This window comes from Aminobacter sp. SR38, assembly GCF_014843375.1.
Taxonomy (GTDB): Bacteria; Pseudomonadota; Alphaproteobacteria; order Rhizobiales; family Rhizobiaceae; genus Aminobacter; species Aminobacter ciceronei.
This window is the reverse complement of record NZ_CP062113.1, coordinates 108,810-126,828: the sequence shown is the minus strand read 5'-3', so window position 1 is coordinate 126,828 and position 18,019 is coordinate 108,810. Positions and strand designations below refer to the sequence as shown.

Below are 18,019 nucleotides of genomic sequence, written 5' to 3'. Positions count from 1 at the left end.
GTGCCGAAGTTGCTTTCAATATAAGAAAGTACTCTGTGCAAATTGAATTAATTCTACTGGAGGTTGGATAATGAATATCAAGAGCATTCTTCTCGGCTCTGCTGCGGCTCTGCTCGCAGTTTCTGGTGCCCGTGCGGCCGACGCTGTCGTCGTCGCCGAACCGGAGCCGATGGAATATGTCCGCATCTGCGACGTCTACGGCGCGGGCTTCTACTACATCCCCGGCACCGAGACCTGCCTCAAGGTCGGCGGCCTGGTTCGCTACCAGATCGACTGGAAGGACACCGATGACGGCTGGAAGAAGTATTCGGCTGCCCGCCTCAAGCTCGATGCCCGTTCGGAGACCGAATACGGCACCTTCCGTCGCTACATCGAACTGCACTGGCAGAACGACGGCGGCACGCAGGGGCCGTCCGGTTACAGCGATACCACCGACATGTGGATCCGCTATGCCTACTTCGAAGTCGGCGGTCTGATGATCGGTCGCAACGACACGCTGTTCGACGGCGGCATCGACGGTGAGTTCGACAAGGGCGGCGGTGCCTTCATCAACCAGATCCGCTACACCTTCGACGCCGGCAACGGCATCGCCGTGTCAGTCGGCCTGGAAGAAGAAGCCAACAACTTCGACTACATGCCGCTCGTGACCGGCAAGGTCTCGATCGCCCAGGGCTGGGGTTCGGTCAACCTGTACGCAGCTTATGACGATCGCTTCTCCGAGTTCGCGCTGAAGGGCATCGTCAACGTCAAGGCAACCGATGCCCTGACGCTGCAGGCGGTCGCCACCTACGAGTCGGGTGCGACCTGGCTCGGTCTGCTGGCCCCCTATTCGGGTTACGACTGGTCGATCGGCGCCTACGTCAAGTACCAGGTCAACGAAAGCCTGTCGGTCGGTGCCGGCGGCCAGTACTTCGGCGACCGTCACTACGGCGACTTCGTCACCGGCCAGACCGTCGACCTGAACGCCAACGACTGGGCCATCGGCGCTGTCGTCGACTACAAGATTGTCGAGAACCTGAACGCCAAGCTGGCCGTCAACTACAACGATGGCGACAGCTATCCGGTCGACGGCTCGTTCTCAGGCTTCCTGCGCCTCGACGCGTCGTTCTAAGCGTCTATCTGAACTGATCTTGGCAAACCCGGCTTCCAGTCGCCGGGTTTGTCTTTTTCCGCCGACGAACCCAGGGAATTTTCAAGGCGGTTGTCTCGAATTTCGTGAATACTTCTTGCTATGCGTGACATATAACAGGCCATGCGCAGCGGAAGAACAGCATGAGACGGTCGAGCCAGGACAATGACGACGAGCAAGGATCCTCGTCAACAGTAAAAAGCGTCGAGGTCGCGGTCCAGATTCTGGATGCGCTGGCTGATGCTCCTGGTCCGGTGCGCGTGACAGAGCTGGCCCGCTCGCTTGACATGACCAAGGCCAGGGTGTCCAGGCACCTGCAGACGCTGACGCGGCTCGGTCTCGTCGACCACGCCCGCGAGGGCGAGGGCTATGTCTTCGGTCGCAAGCTGTTCAAATTCGGCAGAGCCGCCGTCTACCGCAGCAATGTCGTCGAGATCGCGCGGCCCTATCTCAACGAGCTGTGCGCGCAAACAGGCCATACGGCCTTGCTGACAACGCCGATCAAGGGTGGTGCGATGGTTGTGCACGCGGTGCCCAATCCTTTCGAGCCTGGCATCATGGTGCAGCCGGGTATGGTGCTGAGCTTGCCGGGATCGCCGGCAGCCCGGCTGTTCTATTATTTCGAAAACAAGAAGCCGGTGCCGCCGCGGGTCGTCGAGAACCTGACGGCATATGGCGTCGACTTCGAAACCGACACGCGCGGCAACGGGCTCGGCGGCATAGCAGCACCGATCTTCGAGGCCGACGGCCAGGTCTGTGCCGCGCTTGGGGTCATCCTGTCGTCGTCGCTGCTGGTGCCCGAGCCCGATCTGCAACTGCTTGCGACCGTGCGATCGGTCGCGAGCGAAATCCAGAAGCGTTATGCCGACGGCGTCAATCCGGCCCTGATGCCGAAGCAATCCAGCTAAACCAGATCAGCTTTGCCGGCCCGCAGGGCGGTTGCGCCCCGGCGACCGTTTAGATGCCCTTGGCGATCGTTCGCGATCCGGCCTCGAGCTCGACCAGCGCTCTGGTCGGATCGAAGACGACCCCGATCGGATCCTTGCCGTTGGCAACCGCGTCGACCTGCTGACGCAGGACCCGGCGCAGCATGCCGATGCCCTGGTCGGTCGAGGTCAGGTTTTCCTCGGAGTGGAAGGTGATCGGCCCCTGGCCGACCTGCGCTTCGTAGTCTCCCGGCAGCCTCTGATGCTCCTGCTCCGTCAGCTCGTGCCAGAGCTTGCCGGCATATTTCGAGCGGATCTTGGCCAGAGTGCCGGCTTCGCTGACGCGGCCGACCGAATAGATCCGGAACGACATATCGTCCATCGGCAGCACCCAGCCGAGCAGGCTGCACGGGCCGTCGACGGTTGCGACCGGACTTGCCACCGCGCGCACGGTCGGCAACACCGCCTCGGTGATGCGCTGATGCTCGCCGGCTTCGAGATCGCGCAGCTGCAGGCTGGAGACGCCGCGCGGCGTGTAGTGAAAGGTCACGCGCGGCATCAGACTCATCTTGGAATTGAACTGGTCGCCGCTGAAGGAGCCGTGCAGGATCGGCACATGGAATGGGTCGAGCACGTTTTCATAGTGCTGCAGCCAATTGCAGTCGACGATGACCGGCCCGCCGCTGCCGATGCTGCTGTCGTCGGTTTCGAGAAATTCGCCGGCCTCGAGCGTCTCCAGCACATCATAGCTCGGCAGCACGGGTTTGCGGTCGAGCGGGCCCATATAGGCAAAGATCAGGCCGTATTTTTCCTCCAGCGGATAATGCGGCTGGCGGATATGTCCGCGGGTCTTCGCACCCATTTCGGGCTCGCAAGGCTGTTCCAGGCAGTTGCCGTCAGCGTCGAACAGCCAGCCGTGATAGCAGCAGCGAATGCCCTGCTCCTCGACCCGGCCATAATAGAGCGATGCGCCGCGATGGGCGCAGCGTGGATGTACGAGGCCGGGCCGGCCGGTGCCGTCGCGAAACAGGATGAGCTCTTCGCCCAGCGCCATGATTTTTCGCGGCGTGGCGGTGGCGTCTCCCGACAGTCCGACCGGGTGCCAATAGCGCCGCAGCAGTTCGCCCATCGGCGTTCCACGCCCGACTTCGGTCAGCTCGGCGAAATATGTCGGCTTGGGCAAGGCGTAGGCCGATCCGTCTTTTGTCATTGTCATTCCTCCCCTAGCGGTCGAGCCGCAGCAGTGCTGTCGTGGCGCGTGAGCAGCAGATCATCATCGTGTTGCCGGCCGCACGTTCCGCGTCGCTGAGAACCTTGTCGCGGTGGTCGGGCACACCCTCCAGCACGCGGGTTTCGCATGTGCCGCAGACGCCGTTGCGACAGGACGAGGGCGCATGCACCCCGGCCTGTTCGAGCGCATCGAGGATTGTCTGGTCGGCACCGATCTGGATCGAGAGCCCCGACTTGTTCAGGACGACAATGAAGCCGCCATCATCGGCGGCCGGTACGGTTGGCGTGAAGGATTCGGAATGCACGGTCGAGGGATCGCGCGACGAGGCGGCGTCCAGGAACGCAGCGAGCATCGGCGCGGGACCACAGCAGTAGAGCTGTGCATCCGGCGTTGCCTGAGCGACGATGCGCGCGATATCGAGCAGACCATCTTTTTCGCTGTCGACGTGAAGCTGGATGTTGTCGCTGAGCGCCGAGAGCTCGTCGAGAAGTGCGCATTCGGCTCGCGAACGCACAGCATAATGTAGCGTCCAGTCAGCCCCTTCCTCGTGCAGCTGTCGCGCCATGGCCAGCAGGGGCGTGATGCCGATGCCACCTGCAATCAGGATCGACGTGGCTCTGGCGTCCGCAAGCGCGAAGGTCGAACGGGGCTGCGAAATCCTGATCCGATCGCCGGGCCGCGCATTTGTATGCAGCCAGCGCGAACCGCCGCGTGTTGCCCGGTCGAGTGCGACGGCGATGCGGTAGTCTGAAGCATGGGGCGCACCGATCAGAGAGTATTGCCGCACCAGACCATCGGGAAGATGGACGTCGATATGGGCGCCCGCGTCGAAGGAAGGCAGGGGCGCGCCGTTGGTAGGCCTGAGATCGTATGAGAGGACCGTCGGCGTTTCGTAGGAAATCCGACGGACGATCACCTCGATCGTCGCGTCGGCAGTCTGCTGGTGACCGTCGTTCATTTTTGCGGCCATCCCAAGCCGTTCGAGGAGGCCCGGCGGCGCGTCCGCGGGATGCCGGGCCCGGTGAGGTTCAGCCCAGCGGGTTGGCTGGTGGCGTTACGGGCGAGGGTACGAAGGGGTGGATCAGCGCCCAGGGGCTCGGCATTTCGCTGACCGTGACGGCGATCAGGGCCGGGCCGTTGCTGTCTTTTGCCCGCACAAGTGCGTCGCGAAGTCCCGATGGTGAGTCCACCTTTTCGAAGGGCAGGCCGAAGGCGCTTGCCAGATGGGCGAAGTCCGGGTTGGCGAGTTCGACCGCGAAGGTGTCGCCGAAGGTGCGCTGCTGGATGCGGCGGACATTGCCGTAGTGGCCGTCGACGAAGACCACGACCGACATGTTGCAGCCGTCGCGCGCCAACGTCGCCAGTTCCTGCATGCCCCAGCCGAAGCCGCCGTCGCCATTGAGCGAAACGACGCGCCGGTCCGGATTGCCGTGGGCGGCACCGAGTGCGGTGTTGAAGCCGTAGCCCAGTGTGCCCTGGTAGCCCGGGGTGACGTAAGAATTGGCGGCATGGACGGGGAAGGCGATGTTGGAGAAGTAGCCGACCTGGGTCAGTTCGCTGACGAGGATGTCGTCCTTGGCCATGCTGGAGCGAATGGCCCTGACATAGTCGGTTTGCGGCTGGATGGCATCGGTCTGCGATGCGGACCAGGCCTTGACCTTGCCGATCTTGTCTGATGACGAAGCTCGTATTTCGGACGGCAGAGCTGCGAGCAGGGCTTCGGCGGCGGCGGTTGCGTCCGACAGCACCAGGCAGCCCGGCGTGCGGGGTGCTCCGGCGGCACCCGCATCAACATTGACATAGACGTATCTGGTGTCGCCGCTGGCATGGGTCGGCTTGGCGATGCCGTCGATGAACCGGGTTCCGACCGCAACGATGACGTCGGCATGCGGGAACACCGCGCGTCCGCCAAGTGATGTCAGGGCAAGCGGGTGGTTGTCATCAAGCAGACCGCGTGCGCCGTCAGTCATGACGACAGGCGCCTGCAACCGCTCGGCGAGCGCCTGGATGGCCTTGCCGGCACCTGATGCGGCGGCACCGCCGCCGACCTGGATGACGGGGAACTTCGCCTGCGCCAGGATGGCGGCCGCTTCCTCGATGGTGTCGGGCTGCGGTTCGAGGCGGCTGAATTCGGCGCGCGGCAAGACTTTCGTCACGCCCTTGGCCTGCAGCACGTCAGGCGGCAATTCGATGGCGACCGGGCGTGGATGGCCCGAGCGCAGCTGCACGAAGGCTTCATGGACAAGCGCGGGAACGTCTTCGGGGCGATGAGCGATGCCGTGCCACTTGGTCAGCGACTTGAGGATGCCGCTCTGGTCGGGGATTTCGTGCAGCATGCCGTGCTTCTGACCGATCAGGGTCGAGGGAATCTGGCCCGAGATGCAGAGCACGCGCGAGCTGCAGGCATAGGCGGTGGCGAGGCCGGACAGAGCGTTGAGCACGCCGGGGCCTGGCACGACCATGAACACGCCTTCGCGGCCGGTGGTGCGGGCATAGCCGTCGGCCATGTAGGACGTCGCCTGCTCGTGGCGGGGCATGATGTAGCGAATGCGGTCCGGCTGGCTGCGGATGGCGTCAACCGCCCAGTCGAGCTGAATACCGGGAATGCCGAAAATGTCGGTCACGCCTTCTTCCAGGAGTTGGGCGACCAACGCCTGTCCTCCGGTCAGCTCCATAGGTTCGTAGTTCCCGTTCACGCCGCTTTTCTCCGATTGGTTTCGCTTGCAGGGCGGGCTCTGACCCGAGGCCGTTTTGCCGGCCCAGGAGCGTCCCAGAACCCTGCGAAGAGTCACATGAAATGCAAAGTCGTCTCATAATGCGTTACATCGTCTCGCTAGTCAACGACAAAACGCGATAGCTGGTCCGAGTTGGAATCCGCTTGGGCTGGCTGTCGTGTAACATCAGGAAAAATGCTAGAGGACGCGCGCCACAAGAGGTCAGCTTGATGAGTTCGAGTTGACCATGTTCAAAATTCGCGATAGAGTCTCATAATACGAGACAATAGAGGGTGATATGTTTTCAAATCTCTCCACGCCGACAGCCGACCCGCTGCTCGGAATGATGCAGCAGTTCCGCGACGACCCGAGCGCCGACAAGGTCGACCTCGGCATCGGCATCTACAAGGACGGGCAGGGCAACGCGCCGGTGCTGGCAACGGTCAAACAGGCGGAATCCTTCCTGGTGGAGAACCAGAAGTCGAAGGCTTATGTCTCTTCGGCCGGCAACGAGGACTATAACCGCCTGACGCGGGAACTCATCTTCGGCGCCAATAGCGGCCTGCTTGCGCGGTCGCAGGCGATCCAGACGCCGGGCGGCACTGGTGCGTTGCGTGTCGCAGGCGATTTCGCCCACAGCGTGAAGCCGGGCGCCAAGGTCTTCCTGCCGGATCCGACCTGGCCGAACCATCCTTCTCTGCTGGCCGCTGCTGGCCTCCAGGTGGTCCGTTACCCCTATTACGACGTCGCGTCGGGCAAGCTGCAGTTCGACCGGATGATCGAGGCGTTGCGCGCCGCGGGTCCCGGCGACCTGGTGCTGTTCCACGGCTGCTGCCACAACCCCGGCGGCGCCGACCCGAGCCTGGCGCAGTGGGCCGAAATCGCCGAATTGCTCGCCTCGACCGGCGCCACCCCGCTGATCGACCTGGCCTATCTCGGTTTCGGCGACGGGCTGGCCGAGGATGCCGCCGGCGTCCGGCTCCTGGCCGAGCGCTTGCCGGAAATGCTGATTGCCAGCTCCTACTCGAAGAACTTTGCGCTCTACCGCGAACGCGTTGGCGCGCTGACCTTGGTGGCCAAGGATGAGGCCACGGCCAGCCGCGCGCACGGCCACCTGTTGCCGGTCGTCCGCACCAACTATTCGATGCCGCCGGACCACGGTGCTTCGGTCGTCGCTCACATTCTTGGCAATGCGGCTCTGCGCACGACCTGGGAAGGCGAGGTCGCCGAAATGCGCGGACGCATCAACGGCATGCGCGAAAAGCTGGTGGCAGCGCTTGCAGGTCGCACGACGCGCGACTTCGGATTCCTCGGCGTACAGCGCGGCATGTTCGCCATGCTCGGCATCACCCCTGCCGACGCCGAGCGGATGAAGGTCGAGCACCATGTCCACATCACCAGCTCGGGTCGCGTCAACGTCGCCGGCTTGAACGACAGCAATGTCGGCCATGTCGCCAACGCCATCGTCGCGGTCTGCGGCTGACTTCGGTGACGGCGGGCTTTGGTCCGCGTGAATGAAAGAAGGGCGGCGTTCCATCGGAACGCCGCCCTTTCCCTTTGAAAGCCTATCGCCGGGATCGGCTTGTCGCCGTGTTCCGGAATTGGTCCGAATCAGATTTCGTAAGGCAGGCCGAGCTGGGCCTTGCGCAGCCGCTGCTGGCCGATCTCGGTATTTCCCCAGTGGTTCAGCGTCTGGTACTGCATCCGGGTCTGGAAGCTCGTCTGGCCGGGGAAGATGTGCAGCGCCTCGCACATCGAGCAGGCCCAATGGACCGTCGGCCAGATCCGGCGCAGGCACATCTCCGAATAGCTGTCGAGCAGGGTGGTGTCGTTGGTCGTCAGCAAACGGCGGATCGCTTCGGCCATGATGCGCGCATCACCAACCGCGAGGTTAAGCCCCTTGCCCCCGCTCGGCGGAACGATATGTGCTGCGTCGCCGGCAATGGCCAGGCGGCCGTGGCGCATCTTCTCGCAGACATAGCCGCGCAGGCGCGCCACTGAGCGCTCGATGATCGGGCCGCGATTGAGCTGCGCTGCCGTGCCGTCGTCCATGCGGATGTCGAGTTCATCCCAGATCTGCTGGTCGCTCATCGCATTGGGGTCGGCGTCGGGTTCGACCTGCAGATAGAGCCGGCCGACCGACGCGGATCGGGCGGAGGCAACAGCCAGGCCCCGTGTCGAATGGGCAAAGCCGCGGCGGGCGGCAAGCGGCGCCGCCTCGGCCAGGATGCCGAGCCACGCAAACGGGTATTCGGTCAGGAAGACGTGCTCATCCGAGCCCGGAATGTGCCTGCGGCTGACGCCGTGGTAGCCGTCGCAGCCGGCGATGAACTGGCACTCCAGCACCTTGTCTTCGCCATTATGGCGATAGTGGATGCGCGGAGCGTCCTCGATACCGTCGAGCCGCGATACGTCGGCTTCGAAGACGATCGGCAGGCCGTCGGCCTCGCGTTGAAGGATCAGGTCCTCGACGATCTTCTGCTGGCCGTAGGTGGTCAGGTGCCGGCCGGTACCGTCGTCGAGCGAGATATCGGCCTTCTGCCTGTCCCAGCACAACTGCATCGAGCGCATCGGAATGCCCTCACGGTTGAGGCGCTCACCCATACCGTAGGTGCGCAGCGTGTCGACAGTACCCGATTCGAGAACGCCCGCCCGCACGCGCTCGAACACATAGGCCCGCGTACGTCGTTCAAGGATCACCGAGTCGATACCGTTGAGCTGGAGAATTCGCGCCACAAGCAGGCCGGCTGGCCCCGCGCCGATGATCCCGACCTGAGTTTTCATGAGTTCACCCATTGCTGCTGACTGGTTTGCGGCGCCGTGTCTGGCGTCAGTATTCGAGGCCCTTGTCCTTCAGGCGCCCGCGCAGATTGAAGAGATCGAGGCTGAGGACGCCCTTGGCGAGTTCTGTGCGCTTGGCTTCCTCATCGGCGATGCGCCGCTCGGAAAGTTGTGCGACGGTATCGGCCAGTTGGCGCGGGATGATCACGACGCCGTCGTCATCGGCGACGACGACGTCCCCGGGATTGACCACCGCACCGGCACACGAGACCGGAACGTTCACCGATCCGATTGTCTCCTTGACCGTTCCCTGGGCACAGATCGCTGTCGACCAGACCGGAAACTTCATCTGGGTGAGGTCGCGGATGTCGCGGACGCCTGCGTCGATGACCAGGCCGATGCCGCCGCGCGCCATGACCGAGGTCGCCAGCAGGTCGCCGAAATAGCCGGCGTCGGACGGCGAGAAAGGTGCCACGACAAGGATGTCGCCTGGCTTGATCAGCTCGATAGCCACATGGATCATCCAGTTGTCGCCGGGCGGCACCAGGACGGTGACGGCGCTTCCCGCTATGGCGGCACCCGGATAGATCGGCCGCATGCGCGAGCTCATCAGGCCGGTGCGGCCTAGAGCTTCGTGGGTGGTGGCGACGCCGGCCTTGGCCAGCCGGGCGATTGCTGCGCTGTCGGCGCGTTCGATGTTGCGGACGACCTTGTTCATGACTGGCGGGTCTGCAGTGAGTGGTAGCGGTACTTCACGCGGGCATCGCGCAGCGACATGCCCTCGGTGATGGCTTTCCGGATGGCGTTTTCGGCGATGGCGATCTCGTCGGCGAGGTCGAGAACCTGGTCGGCCCGCTCGCTCGGAATGACGACGACGCCGTCGGCATCGCCGACTAGGATGTCGCCCTGGCGAACCAGCGCGCCGCCGATCTCGACCGTGATGCCGGTGGCGTCGACCTGGACACGGTCCTTGCCGGTCTTCATCGAATAGCTGCGCGAATAGATCGGGTAGCCGAGCCTGAGGCAAAGATCGACGTCGCGGCAGGCGCCGTCGATGACAGTCCCGGCAAGGCCCTTGTGGTTGGCCAACTGGGTCATGATATCGCCCCAGACCGTGCAGTCCTCGCGGCCGCGATTGTCGAGCACAACGACGGTGCCGGCCGGCAGGTCATCGATGAAGTCGCCGACATTGCCCGGTGCCAGCACGTCGACCGGCACGTAGCGGACGGTGAAGGCGCGGCCGACAAGCCTGAATTTGTGGTCGCGTGGCTTGATGCCCCGGCAGACGCCTTCGATGCCGAGCCGGTCCATGGCGTCGGACAGGGTGGCGCAGTCGTGTTTTCCGGCGCGTTCTACGGCCTGGTCGGTCATTGAATTGCCTCGAGCATGTCTTCGTAATCGGCGCCGAGCACCTGGGAGACCGGCTTGCCGGTCTTCAGGGCTTCGATCATCAGGCGTTCCTTGGCAGCGATACGCTCGCCGGTCCGGATCACCTTTTCTGCATTGTCGGCGGTGATGAACACCGCACCCGAACCGTCTGAAATGACGTAGTCGCCGGGCGTCACGATCACCGCGTCGATGGTGACGGGCACGTTGGTTGCGACCTCATGGACGCGGCCGCGAGCCGTGCGCACGGTGGTCGCGCGGGCAAAGATCGGAAAGTCGAGCCCGTTGGCTTCGTCCATGTCGCGCAACGGCCCATCGACGATCACGCCCTGGATGCCGACAAGGCGCGCGGCCTGGGTCAGCACTCCGCCCCAGCCGCCGGCATCGATGCCGGGATGGGAAACGACGATCAGCGAGTTGGCGTCGCCGGCTTCGATGGCGCGGGCACCAAGATGGACCTTGGGTGCGCCTGCCGGCGCCGGGCCTTCGGCGAGGGCGACAGTGACAACGCGCCCGGCCACCACGCCGCTGCCGGAGCGGCGGGCGATGCCGGTGACGGCACCAGGCAGGCCGAGTGCGTCGAGCGCGTCCGAGACCGTGCAGGCATCGAGCCGGCGCAGCCGTTCAAGCAACTCTGCGCTCATGACTTGACGCCCCACCAGTACATGCCCTGGGCGGTGCCGGTACCGGCCGGTGAGCGGTAGCAAGGCACATAGGCCACTTCATGGAACTCTGTGTCGTAGGCTTCCATGACACCTGCGGTGGTGATCCAGCTCTTCATCTCCGAAGTGCCCGACTGGAGCTCCGAAAGCGGAATGTTCTTGAGGAACTCGGCATCCTTTTCGCGCATCGCCTGCATGAAACGGGCGTCCCAGTCCTCATCGATGGTGAAATGGCTCATTCCGCCCGACCCGAACACGACGACACGGGCGTCGCTGTTCCAGGAGCGGATGGCCTCGCCGACGACCTGGCCGAACTTGTAGGAACGGCGGGCGGTCGGCTGGTTCGGCGGGAAGAAGGTGTTCTGGTAGATCGGAACGTTGGGGATGACCTTGTCGCGCATCACCTGGCGGTAGATATGGCCGAAGGCGTGGCTGATGCCGGTGGTGCGCGGATTGTGTGTCGGCAGTTTTGGCGAGACGGTGATGTCGAACTCGTTCTCGACCAGATTGCCGATGATGTGCTTGGCGAGCTCCGGCACCGTATCGTATTCGCGATACTCTTCCGGTGCATGCCCGGCCTCGCCCTCGGCGACACCAGGCGGCATCAGGCGGCGGCCCTCTTCGGTCGCCGGATGATGGCGGATCTTGTCGCCGTAGTAGATCATGTAGGGCGGGCTCAAATCCTCGCCGTATATCTCGTGCTGGTCGTTGCCGAAGATGATGGCGACGTCGGCCTTCATGGCATCGAAGGCATCGGCCAGTCGTTCGCTGGCGATGTGGCACTTCTCATAATTTGCAGTCATCGCCGCCATGGTGCTGCGTTCGGCAAGGTTCTCGTCCTTGCGCAATTCGCAGAGCTGGTCGAACGAATAGACGCCGCCCCGGAACGGGTGCATGCGGGTTCGGTCCGACTGGACGCGCAGCAGCCATTTGTCAGGCGTGGTGTGCAGTTGCGGCCCATGGGCCGTGCAGATGAAACCGACTATTTTCGCCATAGGTAGCCTCCATGTTGTTCCAAGGCTGCGCTTCAGGTGACCTGGCTTCAGGCTTCGATGTTGAAAAGCCGCGCGGCATTGCCGCCCAGGATTGCCTTGCGTTCATCATCAGAGATGAACGACAGACCGTTGATGTGCGGGATGATGGTGTCGAAGGTCTCGCCGGTCTCGGGATCGATCGACGATCCGACGCCGGGCATTTCCGCGCCGTAGAGGCACTGCGAGGCGCCGACCACCTTGACCAGCAGTTCGATGGCGTCGCGCGAATAGAGCACGGTGTCGAAATAGAGCTTCTGCAGCCTGTCGCGGAAACGCACACCTGATGTCGACATGCCGTTGCGCGGCACTGTGGTCGCGTCGAAGCGGCCGAGCTGGTAGGGGATCGCGCCGCCGCCGTGGCTGACCAGGATCTTGAGCTCGGGAAAGTCTTCCAGCACGGTCGACTTGCACAGGCCGTAGACCGCGGTGGTCTCTTCGTTGATGAAGTGCAGCGAATAGGGTTCGCGCTCAGGCGCCCGTGAGCTTGCCGAATGGATATGGCCGACGACGTCGAGTTCGCAGAGCTTTTCGTAGAGCGGGTACCAGTAGCGATCGCCCATCGGCGGCGCCATGCGGCCATTGTTTTCGAACGGATCGGGGTTGATCAGGCAGCCGCGGAAGCCGAATTCCTTGACGCAGCGTTCGAGCTCCGGCAGCGCCTCGGTGATAGGGCTGTCACCGGTCTGCGGCAGGCCGGCGACGCCATAGAAGCGCTCCGGATAGAGTGCGCATTCCTGGGCGATGATGTCGTTGGCGTATTCGACATACCAGTGCACCAGCTTCTTGGGTTCTTCGGAATGCATGAGCTGGAACGGGCGCGGCGACAAAAGCTGGATGTCGACGCCGGCCTGGTCGAGACAGGCGAGGTGACCCATCGGTGCCATCTCGACGCGGTTGAAGGCCTGCTCCAGCGCTTCGTTGGATACAGGCGGCGCCTTGCGGCCATGCGCGCCGCGATGCGACAGGATGCTGGCCTTGTAGGCGGGAAGCTGATGCGGCACCGCCATATGTGCGTGACAGTCGATGATCTTCATCGGGCACTCCAGAATTCCAGAAAATTTCGCATTGGCCCGCCTCAGTTCATTGATGCGGTGGTGCCGGTGATGGTGTCGAGCAGGGCGTTGGGGTCGGTCGGGCAGGCATCGCCGCGCCAGGCGACGTGCCGGTCAGGACGCGACAGCACCATGGCTTCGGCGTAAGGCCCCACGCCATCGCTGCCGGGCACCACGTCAAGCAGCTGGACCGGAATCCCACGCGCGGCTGCCGCCGCCATCAAGGGTGTGACGTCGCGGGTCGGGTCGAAGCGCAGCAAGGTGTAGTCGGGGCCCATCGCGTCATAGAGCGAGCGCTTGTCCGCCAACCAGATGTGTGGCGTGCGACAGCCGGGCACCGTCGACGGCGTGAACTCGGCCATCGAGTAGGCCGGCTGCGCCTGCCCGTCATAGGATATGATCGGCGAGTGGTCGTAATAGTAGCCGAAGTTGAGGCCGCCGCAGCAATATTGCTGGACGTTCAGGTCGTAGATCTTGCGTCCCAGCGCCTCGCGCGCGGCGGCACCTTCTGCCGTGTCGTCTTCGATGTCGACAGGCACGACCTTGCGTTCCTTGGCCATGGCATGGGCATGGTTCATGGCGAAGACCGAGACCTGCTCGGTGATCGGCTGGCGCTCGGCTGCGTAGGCATCGAGCATGCCTGCATTGCCCCATCCGGCGATGTTGGCGGCAAGCAGCCAGCCCAGGCACTCGGCGTCGGCGATGCCGGCGTTCATGCCGTAGCCGGCGTAAGGCACCCACAGATGTGCTGCGTCGCCGCAGATGAAGACCCGGCCTTTGTGGAAGCTGTCGGCGACGAGGCGACGGCCGAACCAGTCTTCGTTGGACAGGACCTCGTAGGAAAAGTCCGGTCCGACGCCGAGGATTTCGCGGATCGACCAGTCGCGGTCGACGCTGTCGAAATCCGGCTCGTCGTCACGCAGATAGTTGTGCACCAGCCAGGTCTCGCGGCCGTCGATGGCATAAACATTGCCGCTGCGCCGTGGATTGAGCGAAAAGCTCGCCCAGGCCGGCGCGTCGTTCATCATGCCGAGCAACTGCGGCGCACGGATGTAGGTCGACTGCACGCGCTGCACGACGGCGTCGCCGACGAGCTTGGCGCCGATGTCGCGGCGAACCTGCGAGCGCCCGCCATCGCAGCCGGCGAGATAACGCGCCGTGATCGTCGTCTGTTCGCCGCTGTCTATGTTGCGGGCGCTGATCTGCACGCCATCTTTGGTTTCGGCATGCGCCAGATATTCGGTGCGGTTGAGCACCGTCAGCCCCGGCATTGCCACTGCGTGTTCGAACAGGATCGGTTCCAGGAACAGCTGGTTGATACGGTGTGGCGGCTCGGCCGTCGGCCAGTCGGTATCGGGCCCGCCTGTTGCCGTGAAGCGGTCGCGTCGGCAGGGGATGGGGATGCGCGTGATCGCCTTGCCGGTCATCGAGGTGCGGTAGGCGATGTCGTTGGCATAATCCTCGGGCAAGCCGGCGTTGCGTGCCGCGCCGGCGACGCCCAGCCGCCTCAGTATCTCCATCGAACGTGCCGAGACGTGATTGCATTTCACGTTCGGCGGTTCGCCATGGTGACGTGTCTCAAGGATCGTCACGGCGACGCCGCGCTGCGCCAGGATCATGCCCAGCGTCAGCCCGACCGGCCCGGCGCCGACGATGAGGACGTCGGTTTCCACCATCGCCGTCATGCCCGTGGGCTCCCGACTGTCACCACCACGTTGCCGTCGGTTACCTGCACGGGAACAGGAGTCAGGCCGACCTTTGGGTCGATCGGGTGACGGCCGGTCAACATGTCGAACTCGAAGCCATGCCAGGGACAGACGATGTGGAGCTGTTCCTTGGAAAAGCCGAGGCCGAGGCTCTTGCCGTTGTCGGCCACCAGTTCCAGCGTGCGCGGCATGATCTTGCCCTGGCACACCGGTCCGCCCATATGCGGGCAGATGTTGAGGTAGGCGCGCACTTCTTCGCCGACGAAGTAGATGCCGATGCCTGTGCCGTCGACATCGATGACCATGCGCTGGCGCTTCTTGAGCTCGTCGTGACGGCCCAACACGATCTGTTGCGACGCTGCCGTCGCCATGTCAGGGGCGCTCACGATGCCCTCCGGAACCACATTGCGAGGTCGAAGACGTTGAGATCGGCGGCGCGCAGCAGTTCGCTGACCAGGACTGCTGTCTCGGTGGCGGTCAGCGCGTCCTGGCCGACAGGCGGAAAAATCTTGTCCGACTTCTCGACTTTGGTTGCGTAGAGCTTGCCGAGCGCGGTGAGTGCTACGGCGATATCGGCCTCGCTCACCCTGTCGAGCGTTCCGGATGCCAGCGCCTCCTCAGCAGATGCGGCTATCGCTGCGGCGGCCGCGCTGAAACCAGCGCCATGTTCTGATGTCGTCATGTTCTGTGCCATTACGATGCGGTTTTGGGGCGATTGGCGAGGACGTCCTCAGCCAGCGGCTTGCGACGGGTCGTGTCGAGCTTGAACAGCCGCGCTGCGTTGAGGCCGAGGATGTTGCGCTTGGCCTGCTCGGAGAGGAACGGCAGCGAGTCGATGGTCGCCGGCGAATCCCAGTCCCAGTGCGGCCAGTCCGAGGAGTAGAGCAACTGGGTCTCGGCGTTCATCGCCTCCATGGTCGCTTCGAGAAGCTTCATGTTGGTGCGCTCGAGCGGCTGGCTCGTGTAGTACATCTCGCGCATATATTCGCTCGGCAGCCGCTTCAGGCCAGGGGCCTCGCTGGGGCGCATCAGCACTTCATGGTCGAGCCGCTGCATCAGGAACGGGATCCAGGCGAGGCCACTCTCCACCCACAGCATGTTGAGCTTGGGGAAGCGCTCGGGCATCGCGTTGACGATCCAATTGGTGAGATGGATCTGGTTGTAGTGGGTGAACGACAGCGCATGCATCGACAGGAAGCGGTTGAGCTGCGCGAAGGACGGATCGCCCCAATGATAGCCGGAGTGGAAAGCCAGTGGCTTGTCCAGTTCCTGGATCATCGAATAGAGCCGCATGTAGCAGTCGTGGTGGACCGGCTTGTTGCGGGTCGAGCAGACGGTGAAGCCGATGATGCCTTCGGTGTCGCCGTAGCGCTCGACCAGCTCTTCGCACGCCTCGGGCGTGTTGAAGGGCAAATAGAGCAGGCCCTTCATGCGGCTGTCGATCGGCAGGATGCGTTCGATCATCCAGCGGTTGAACGCCTTGGCCAGCGCCACCTCGATCTCGTCCTGCGGGTGCATGCCGAGCAGCAGCATGGCGCTCGGGAACACCACCTGGTAGTCGAGACCCATCGCATCCATGCTGCGGCGGGCGGTCGAGATGAAGCGGTGGACACTGTCGTCGCTTACCGGCTCGCGCCGGCCCTGGTGGCCGATGCGGCCGCCGACGCTTTGCAGCGACAGGCCCGGTGAGATGTTGAGCAGCGCGTTCTGGCCGCCAAAGCCCTTGACCTGGTGCTGGCCGATCTGACGCAGCACGTCATTGTCGATCAGGTCGATGATCTCCGACCAGAAATGATCTTCCGAAACATGGGCGTCGACGTCGACGATGAGATAGTCGTCGAAATTCCTGGCGGCCTGCTTGGTGGCGTGCGCCAGCACGTCGCGGGAATCCGTCGACCCGGTGATTTCGCCGATCTCACGGAAATTGGGAATGGAATGCTCGGTCATTGCGCTACGCTTCAACCCTGTGTCACGAATTTGGTCACGAGATAGCTATCAAGGCCTTCCGCCCCGCCTTCGGAGCCATAGCCGCTCTCCTTGACCCCGCCGAACGGGGTCTCGGGCGTCGTCAGCATCATGTTGTTGATGCCGACCATGCCGGATTCGAGTTCGTCGCCGATGCGGGTGGCCGTCGTCGTGTCGCGGGTGAAGGCATAGGCGGATAAGCCGAAAGGAAGCCTGTTGGCCTCGGCAACGACCTCGTCGAAGTCCTTGAATCGACGTGTCACAGCGACCGGGCCGAACGGCTCCTCATTCATGATCCGCGCCTCGTTCGGTACGTCGGTCAGCACGGTCGGCTGCCAGAAGTAGCCGCGCTCGCCCTTGCGTTCGCCGCCCAGCTCGATACGGGCGCCGGCGCGCTGCGCGTCCGAAACCAGGCTTTCCATGGCGTCGACGCGGCGGCTATTGGCGAGGGGACCCATCTGCGTTGCAGGATCGAGGCCATCACCCAGCTTGAGTGACGCAGCGACGGCGCGGAATTTTGCGACGAACCGGTCGTGAATGGCTTCGTGCAGGTAAAAGCGTGTCGGCGTGATGCAAATCTGGCCGGCATTGCGATACTTGGACCGTGCCGTCATCTCCGCCGCCTTCTCGATATCGGCGTCGGCGAAAACGATCGTGGGAGCGTGGCCGCCGAGTTCGAGCGTCGCTGGCTTGACGCCGTCTGCCGCCAGTCTGGCGAGGTGTTTGCCGACGCGGGTCGAGCCGGTGAACGAAATCTTCTTGATGATCGGCGATGCGATCAGATGCGTCGAAATATGGTCCGGCACGCCGAAGACGATGTTGAGCACGCCGTCGGGAAGGCCGGCATCTGCGAGCGCCTGGGCAATCGCCAGCGTCGGTGAAGGTGTCTCCTCAGCCGGCTTGGCGATGCAGGAACAGCCGGCGGCAAGGGCAGCGGCGATCTTGCGCGCCGGGATGGTGACCGGGAAATTCCACGGCGTGAAGGCTGCGACCGGGCCGATCGGCTCGCGGAACACCAGGCTGCGGACACCCGCTGTGCGCGAAGGGATGATGCGTCCATAGGCGCGTCGGCCTTCCTCGGCATACCAGTCGAAGATGTCGGCAGCACCTTGCACCTCGGCCATGGAATCGCCGACCGGCTTTCCTTGTTCGAGCGTCATGAAGCGGGCGATGGCAGGTGCGCGTTCACGCAGCAGGGCCGCTGCCTGGCGCAGGATCTTGTAGCGCTCGAAGGCCGAAACCTTGCGCCAGGAGCGGAAGGCCGTGTCGGCCGCGGCCAGTGCATTGTCCAGGTCGACGGTGGTCGCAACCGGGATTTCGCCGACGGTTTCACCGCTGGCGGGGTTGATGACGGGCAGGATCTCGCGATCGGCCGCCCGAACCCTCTCGGAGCCGATGCGCAACGAGCGATCTATCAGATCTTCTGTGACCAT

17 protein-coding genes are annotated in these 18,019 nt (G+C 63.8%); 3 read left to right on the top strand and 14 right to left on the bottom strand.

Annotated elements, in window-relative coordinates:
- Window positions 1-70 precede the first annotated feature (70 nt).
- Window positions 71-1,111 (top strand): porin, encoded by a 1,041-nt coding sequence (locus IG197_RS28520; protein WP_192320461.1) that lies wholly within the window; start codon window positions 71-73, stop codon window positions 1,109-1,111.
- Between the two features lie 161 nt (window positions 1,112-1,272).
- Window positions 1,273-2,037 (top strand): IclR family transcriptional regulator, encoded by a 765-nt coding sequence (locus tag IG197_RS28515; RefSeq protein ID WP_192320459.1) that lies wholly within the window; start codon window positions 1,273-1,275, stop codon window positions 2,035-2,037.
- A 49-nt stretch (window positions 2,038-2,086) separates the two neighbouring features.
- Here IG197_RS28515 and IG197_RS28510 read toward each other — a convergent pair whose 3' ends face one another.
- From IG197_RS28510 to IG197_RS28500, 3 genes are all read right to left on the bottom strand, one after another.
- Window positions 2,087-3,271 carry a Rieske 2Fe-2S domain-containing protein gene (locus tag IG197_RS28510; RefSeq protein WP_192320458.1) on the bottom strand — a complete coding sequence of 395 codons (1,185 nt, stop codon included), beginning with the start codon at window positions 3,269-3,271 and terminating at the stop codon, window positions 2,087-2,089.
- A gap of 7 nt (window positions 3,272-3,278) precedes the next feature.
- Window positions 3,279-4,244: a PDR/VanB family oxidoreductase gene (locus IG197_RS28505; protein WP_192320456.1), complete on the bottom strand. Its 966-nt coding sequence runs from the start codon at window positions 4,242-4,244 to the stop codon at window positions 3,279-3,281.
- 70 nt (window positions 4,245-4,314) lie between these two features.
- The gene (locus IG197_RS28500) at window positions 4,315-5,982 is read right to left on the bottom strand and encodes a thiamine pyrophosphate-binding protein (protein ID WP_246765457.1); all 1,668 of its coding nucleotides are present in this window, start codon (window positions 5,980-5,982) and stop codon (window positions 4,315-4,317) included.
- A gap of 316 nt (window positions 5,983-6,298) precedes the next feature.
- On the opposite strand from IG197_RS28500, the gene IG197_RS28495 reads away from it, so the two are divergent.
- The gene (locus IG197_RS28495) at window positions 6,299-7,483 is read left to right on the top strand and encodes an amino acid aminotransferase (RefSeq protein ID WP_182574306.1); all 1,185 of its coding nucleotides are present in this window, start codon (window positions 6,299-6,301) and stop codon (window positions 7,481-7,483) included.
- 128 nt (window positions 7,484-7,611) lie between these two features.
- Here IG197_RS28495 and IG197_RS28490 read toward each other — a convergent pair whose 3' ends face one another.
- The 11 genes from IG197_RS28490 to IG197_RS28440 are packed head-to-tail and all read right to left on the bottom strand — an operon-like array spanning window position 7,612 to window position 18,019.
- Complete coding sequence (locus IG197_RS28490; protein ID WP_192320454.1) at window positions 7,612-8,784, bottom strand: 4-hydroxybenzoate 3-monooxygenase; 1,173 nt, start codon at window positions 8,782-8,784, stop codon at window positions 7,612-7,614.
- A gap of 46 nt (window positions 8,785-8,830) precedes the next feature.
- Window positions 8,831-9,499, bottom strand: coding sequence for a 4-carboxy-4-hydroxy-2-oxoadipate aldolase/oxaloacetate decarboxylase (locus tag IG197_RS28485; protein WP_067967559.1), 669 nt, complete (start codon window positions 9,497-9,499; stop codon window positions 8,831-8,833).
- Window positions 9,496-10,152, bottom strand: a complete 657-nt coding sequence (locus IG197_RS28480) for an RraA family protein (protein ID WP_192320452.1) — start codon at window positions 10,150-10,152, stop codon at window positions 9,496-9,498. The genes IG197_RS28485 and IG197_RS28480 overlap by 4 nt, the downstream gene beginning before the upstream one ends.
- Window positions 10,149-10,811 (bottom strand): RraA family protein, encoded by a 663-nt coding sequence (locus IG197_RS28475; RefSeq protein WP_154384271.1) that lies wholly within the window; start codon window positions 10,809-10,811, stop codon window positions 10,149-10,151. Before IG197_RS28475 ends, IG197_RS28480 begins: the two co-directional genes overlap by 4 nt.
- Window positions 10,808-11,824 (bottom strand): hypothetical protein, encoded by a 1,017-nt coding sequence (locus IG197_RS28470; RefSeq protein WP_067967568.1) that lies wholly within the window; start codon window positions 11,822-11,824, stop codon window positions 10,808-10,810. Before IG197_RS28470 ends, IG197_RS28475 begins: the two co-directional genes overlap by 4 nt.
- Before the next feature lie 47 nt (window positions 11,825-11,871).
- Window positions 11,872-12,897 (bottom strand): amidohydrolase family protein, encoded by a 1,026-nt coding sequence (locus IG197_RS28465; protein ID WP_182574310.1) that lies wholly within the window; start codon window positions 12,895-12,897, stop codon window positions 11,872-11,874.
- A 41-nt stretch (window positions 12,898-12,938) separates the two neighbouring features.
- Window positions 12,939-14,600: an FAD-dependent oxidoreductase gene (locus IG197_RS28460; RefSeq protein WP_192320450.1), complete on the bottom strand. Its 1,662-nt coding sequence runs from the start codon at window positions 14,598-14,600 to the stop codon at window positions 12,939-12,941.
- Window positions 14,597-15,007, bottom strand: coding sequence for a Rieske 2Fe-2S domain-containing protein (locus tag IG197_RS28455; protein WP_210252501.1), 411 nt, complete (start codon window positions 15,005-15,007; stop codon window positions 14,597-14,599). The genes IG197_RS28460 and IG197_RS28455 overlap by 4 nt, the downstream gene beginning before the upstream one ends.
- A complete protein-coding gene (locus IG197_RS28450) occupies window positions 15,004-15,303 on the bottom strand; it encodes a hypothetical protein (RefSeq protein ID WP_157097240.1) in 300 nt (99 codons plus the stop codon). Before IG197_RS28450 ends, IG197_RS28455 begins: the two co-directional genes overlap by 4 nt.
- 11 nt (window positions 15,304-15,314) lie before the next feature.
- Complete coding sequence (locus tag IG197_RS28445; RefSeq protein ID WP_067967582.1) at window positions 15,315-16,568, bottom strand: amidohydrolase family protein; 1,254 nt, start codon at window positions 16,566-16,568, stop codon at window positions 15,315-15,317.
- Between the two features lie 11 nt (window positions 16,569-16,579).
- Entirely contained in the window at window positions 16,580-18,019 is a 1,440-nt protein-coding gene (locus tag IG197_RS28440; protein ID WP_192320448.1) for an NAD-dependent succinate-semialdehyde dehydrogenase, read from the bottom strand.

Coding starts and splice junctions, on each gene's coding strand:
- IG197_RS28520 (WP_192320461.1), top strand. CDS start 71: ATGAATATCAAGAGCATTCTTCTCGGCTCTGCTGCGGCTCTGCTCGCA.
- IG197_RS28515 (WP_192320459.1), top strand. CDS start 1,273: ATGAGACGGTCGAGCCAGGACAATGACGACGAGCAAGGATCCTCGTCA.
- IG197_RS28510 (WP_192320458.1), bottom strand. CDS start 3,271: ATGACAATGACAAAAGACGGATCGGCCTACGCCTTGCCCAAGCCGACA.
- IG197_RS28505 (WP_192320456.1), bottom strand. CDS start 4,244: ATGAACGACGGTCACCAGCAGACTGCCGACGCGACGATCGAGGTGATC.
- IG197_RS28495 (WP_182574306.1), top strand. CDS start 6,299: ATGTTTTCAAATCTCTCCACGCCGACAGCCGACCCGCTGCTCGGAATG.
- IG197_RS28490 (WP_192320454.1), bottom strand. CDS start 8,784: ATGAAAACTCAGGTCGGGATCATCGGCGCGGGGCCAGCCGGCCTGCTT.
- IG197_RS28485 (WP_067967559.1), bottom strand. CDS start 9,499: ATGAACAAGGTCGTCCGCAACATCGAACGCGCCGACAGCGCAGCAATC.
- IG197_RS28480 (WP_192320452.1), bottom strand. CDS start 10,152: ATGACCGACCAGGCCGTAGAACGCGCCGGAAAACACGACTGCGCCACC.
- IG197_RS28475 (WP_154384271.1), bottom strand. CDS start 10,811: ATGAGCGCAGAGTTGCTTGAACGGCTGCGCCGGCTCGATGCCTGCACG.
- IG197_RS28470 (WP_067967568.1), bottom strand. CDS start 11,824: ATGGCGAAAATAGTCGGTTTCATCTGCACGGCCCATGGGCCGCAACTG.
- IG197_RS28465 (WP_182574310.1), bottom strand. CDS start 12,897: ATGAAGATCATCGACTGTCACGCACATATGGCGGTGCCGCATCAGCTT.
- IG197_RS28460 (WP_192320450.1), bottom strand. CDS start 14,600: ATGACGGCGATGGTGGAAACCGACGTCCTCATCGTCGGCGCCGGGCCG.
- IG197_RS28450 (WP_157097240.1), bottom strand. CDS start 15,303: ATGACGACATCAGAACATGGCGCTGGTTTCAGCGCGGCCGCCGCAGCG.
- IG197_RS28445 (WP_067967582.1), bottom strand. CDS start 16,568: ATGACCGAGCATTCCATTCCCAATTTCCGTGAGATCGGCGAAATCACC.
- IG197_RS28440 (WP_192320448.1), bottom strand. CDS start 18,019: ATGGTCACAGAAGATCTGATAGATCGCTCGTTGCGCATCGGCTCCGAG.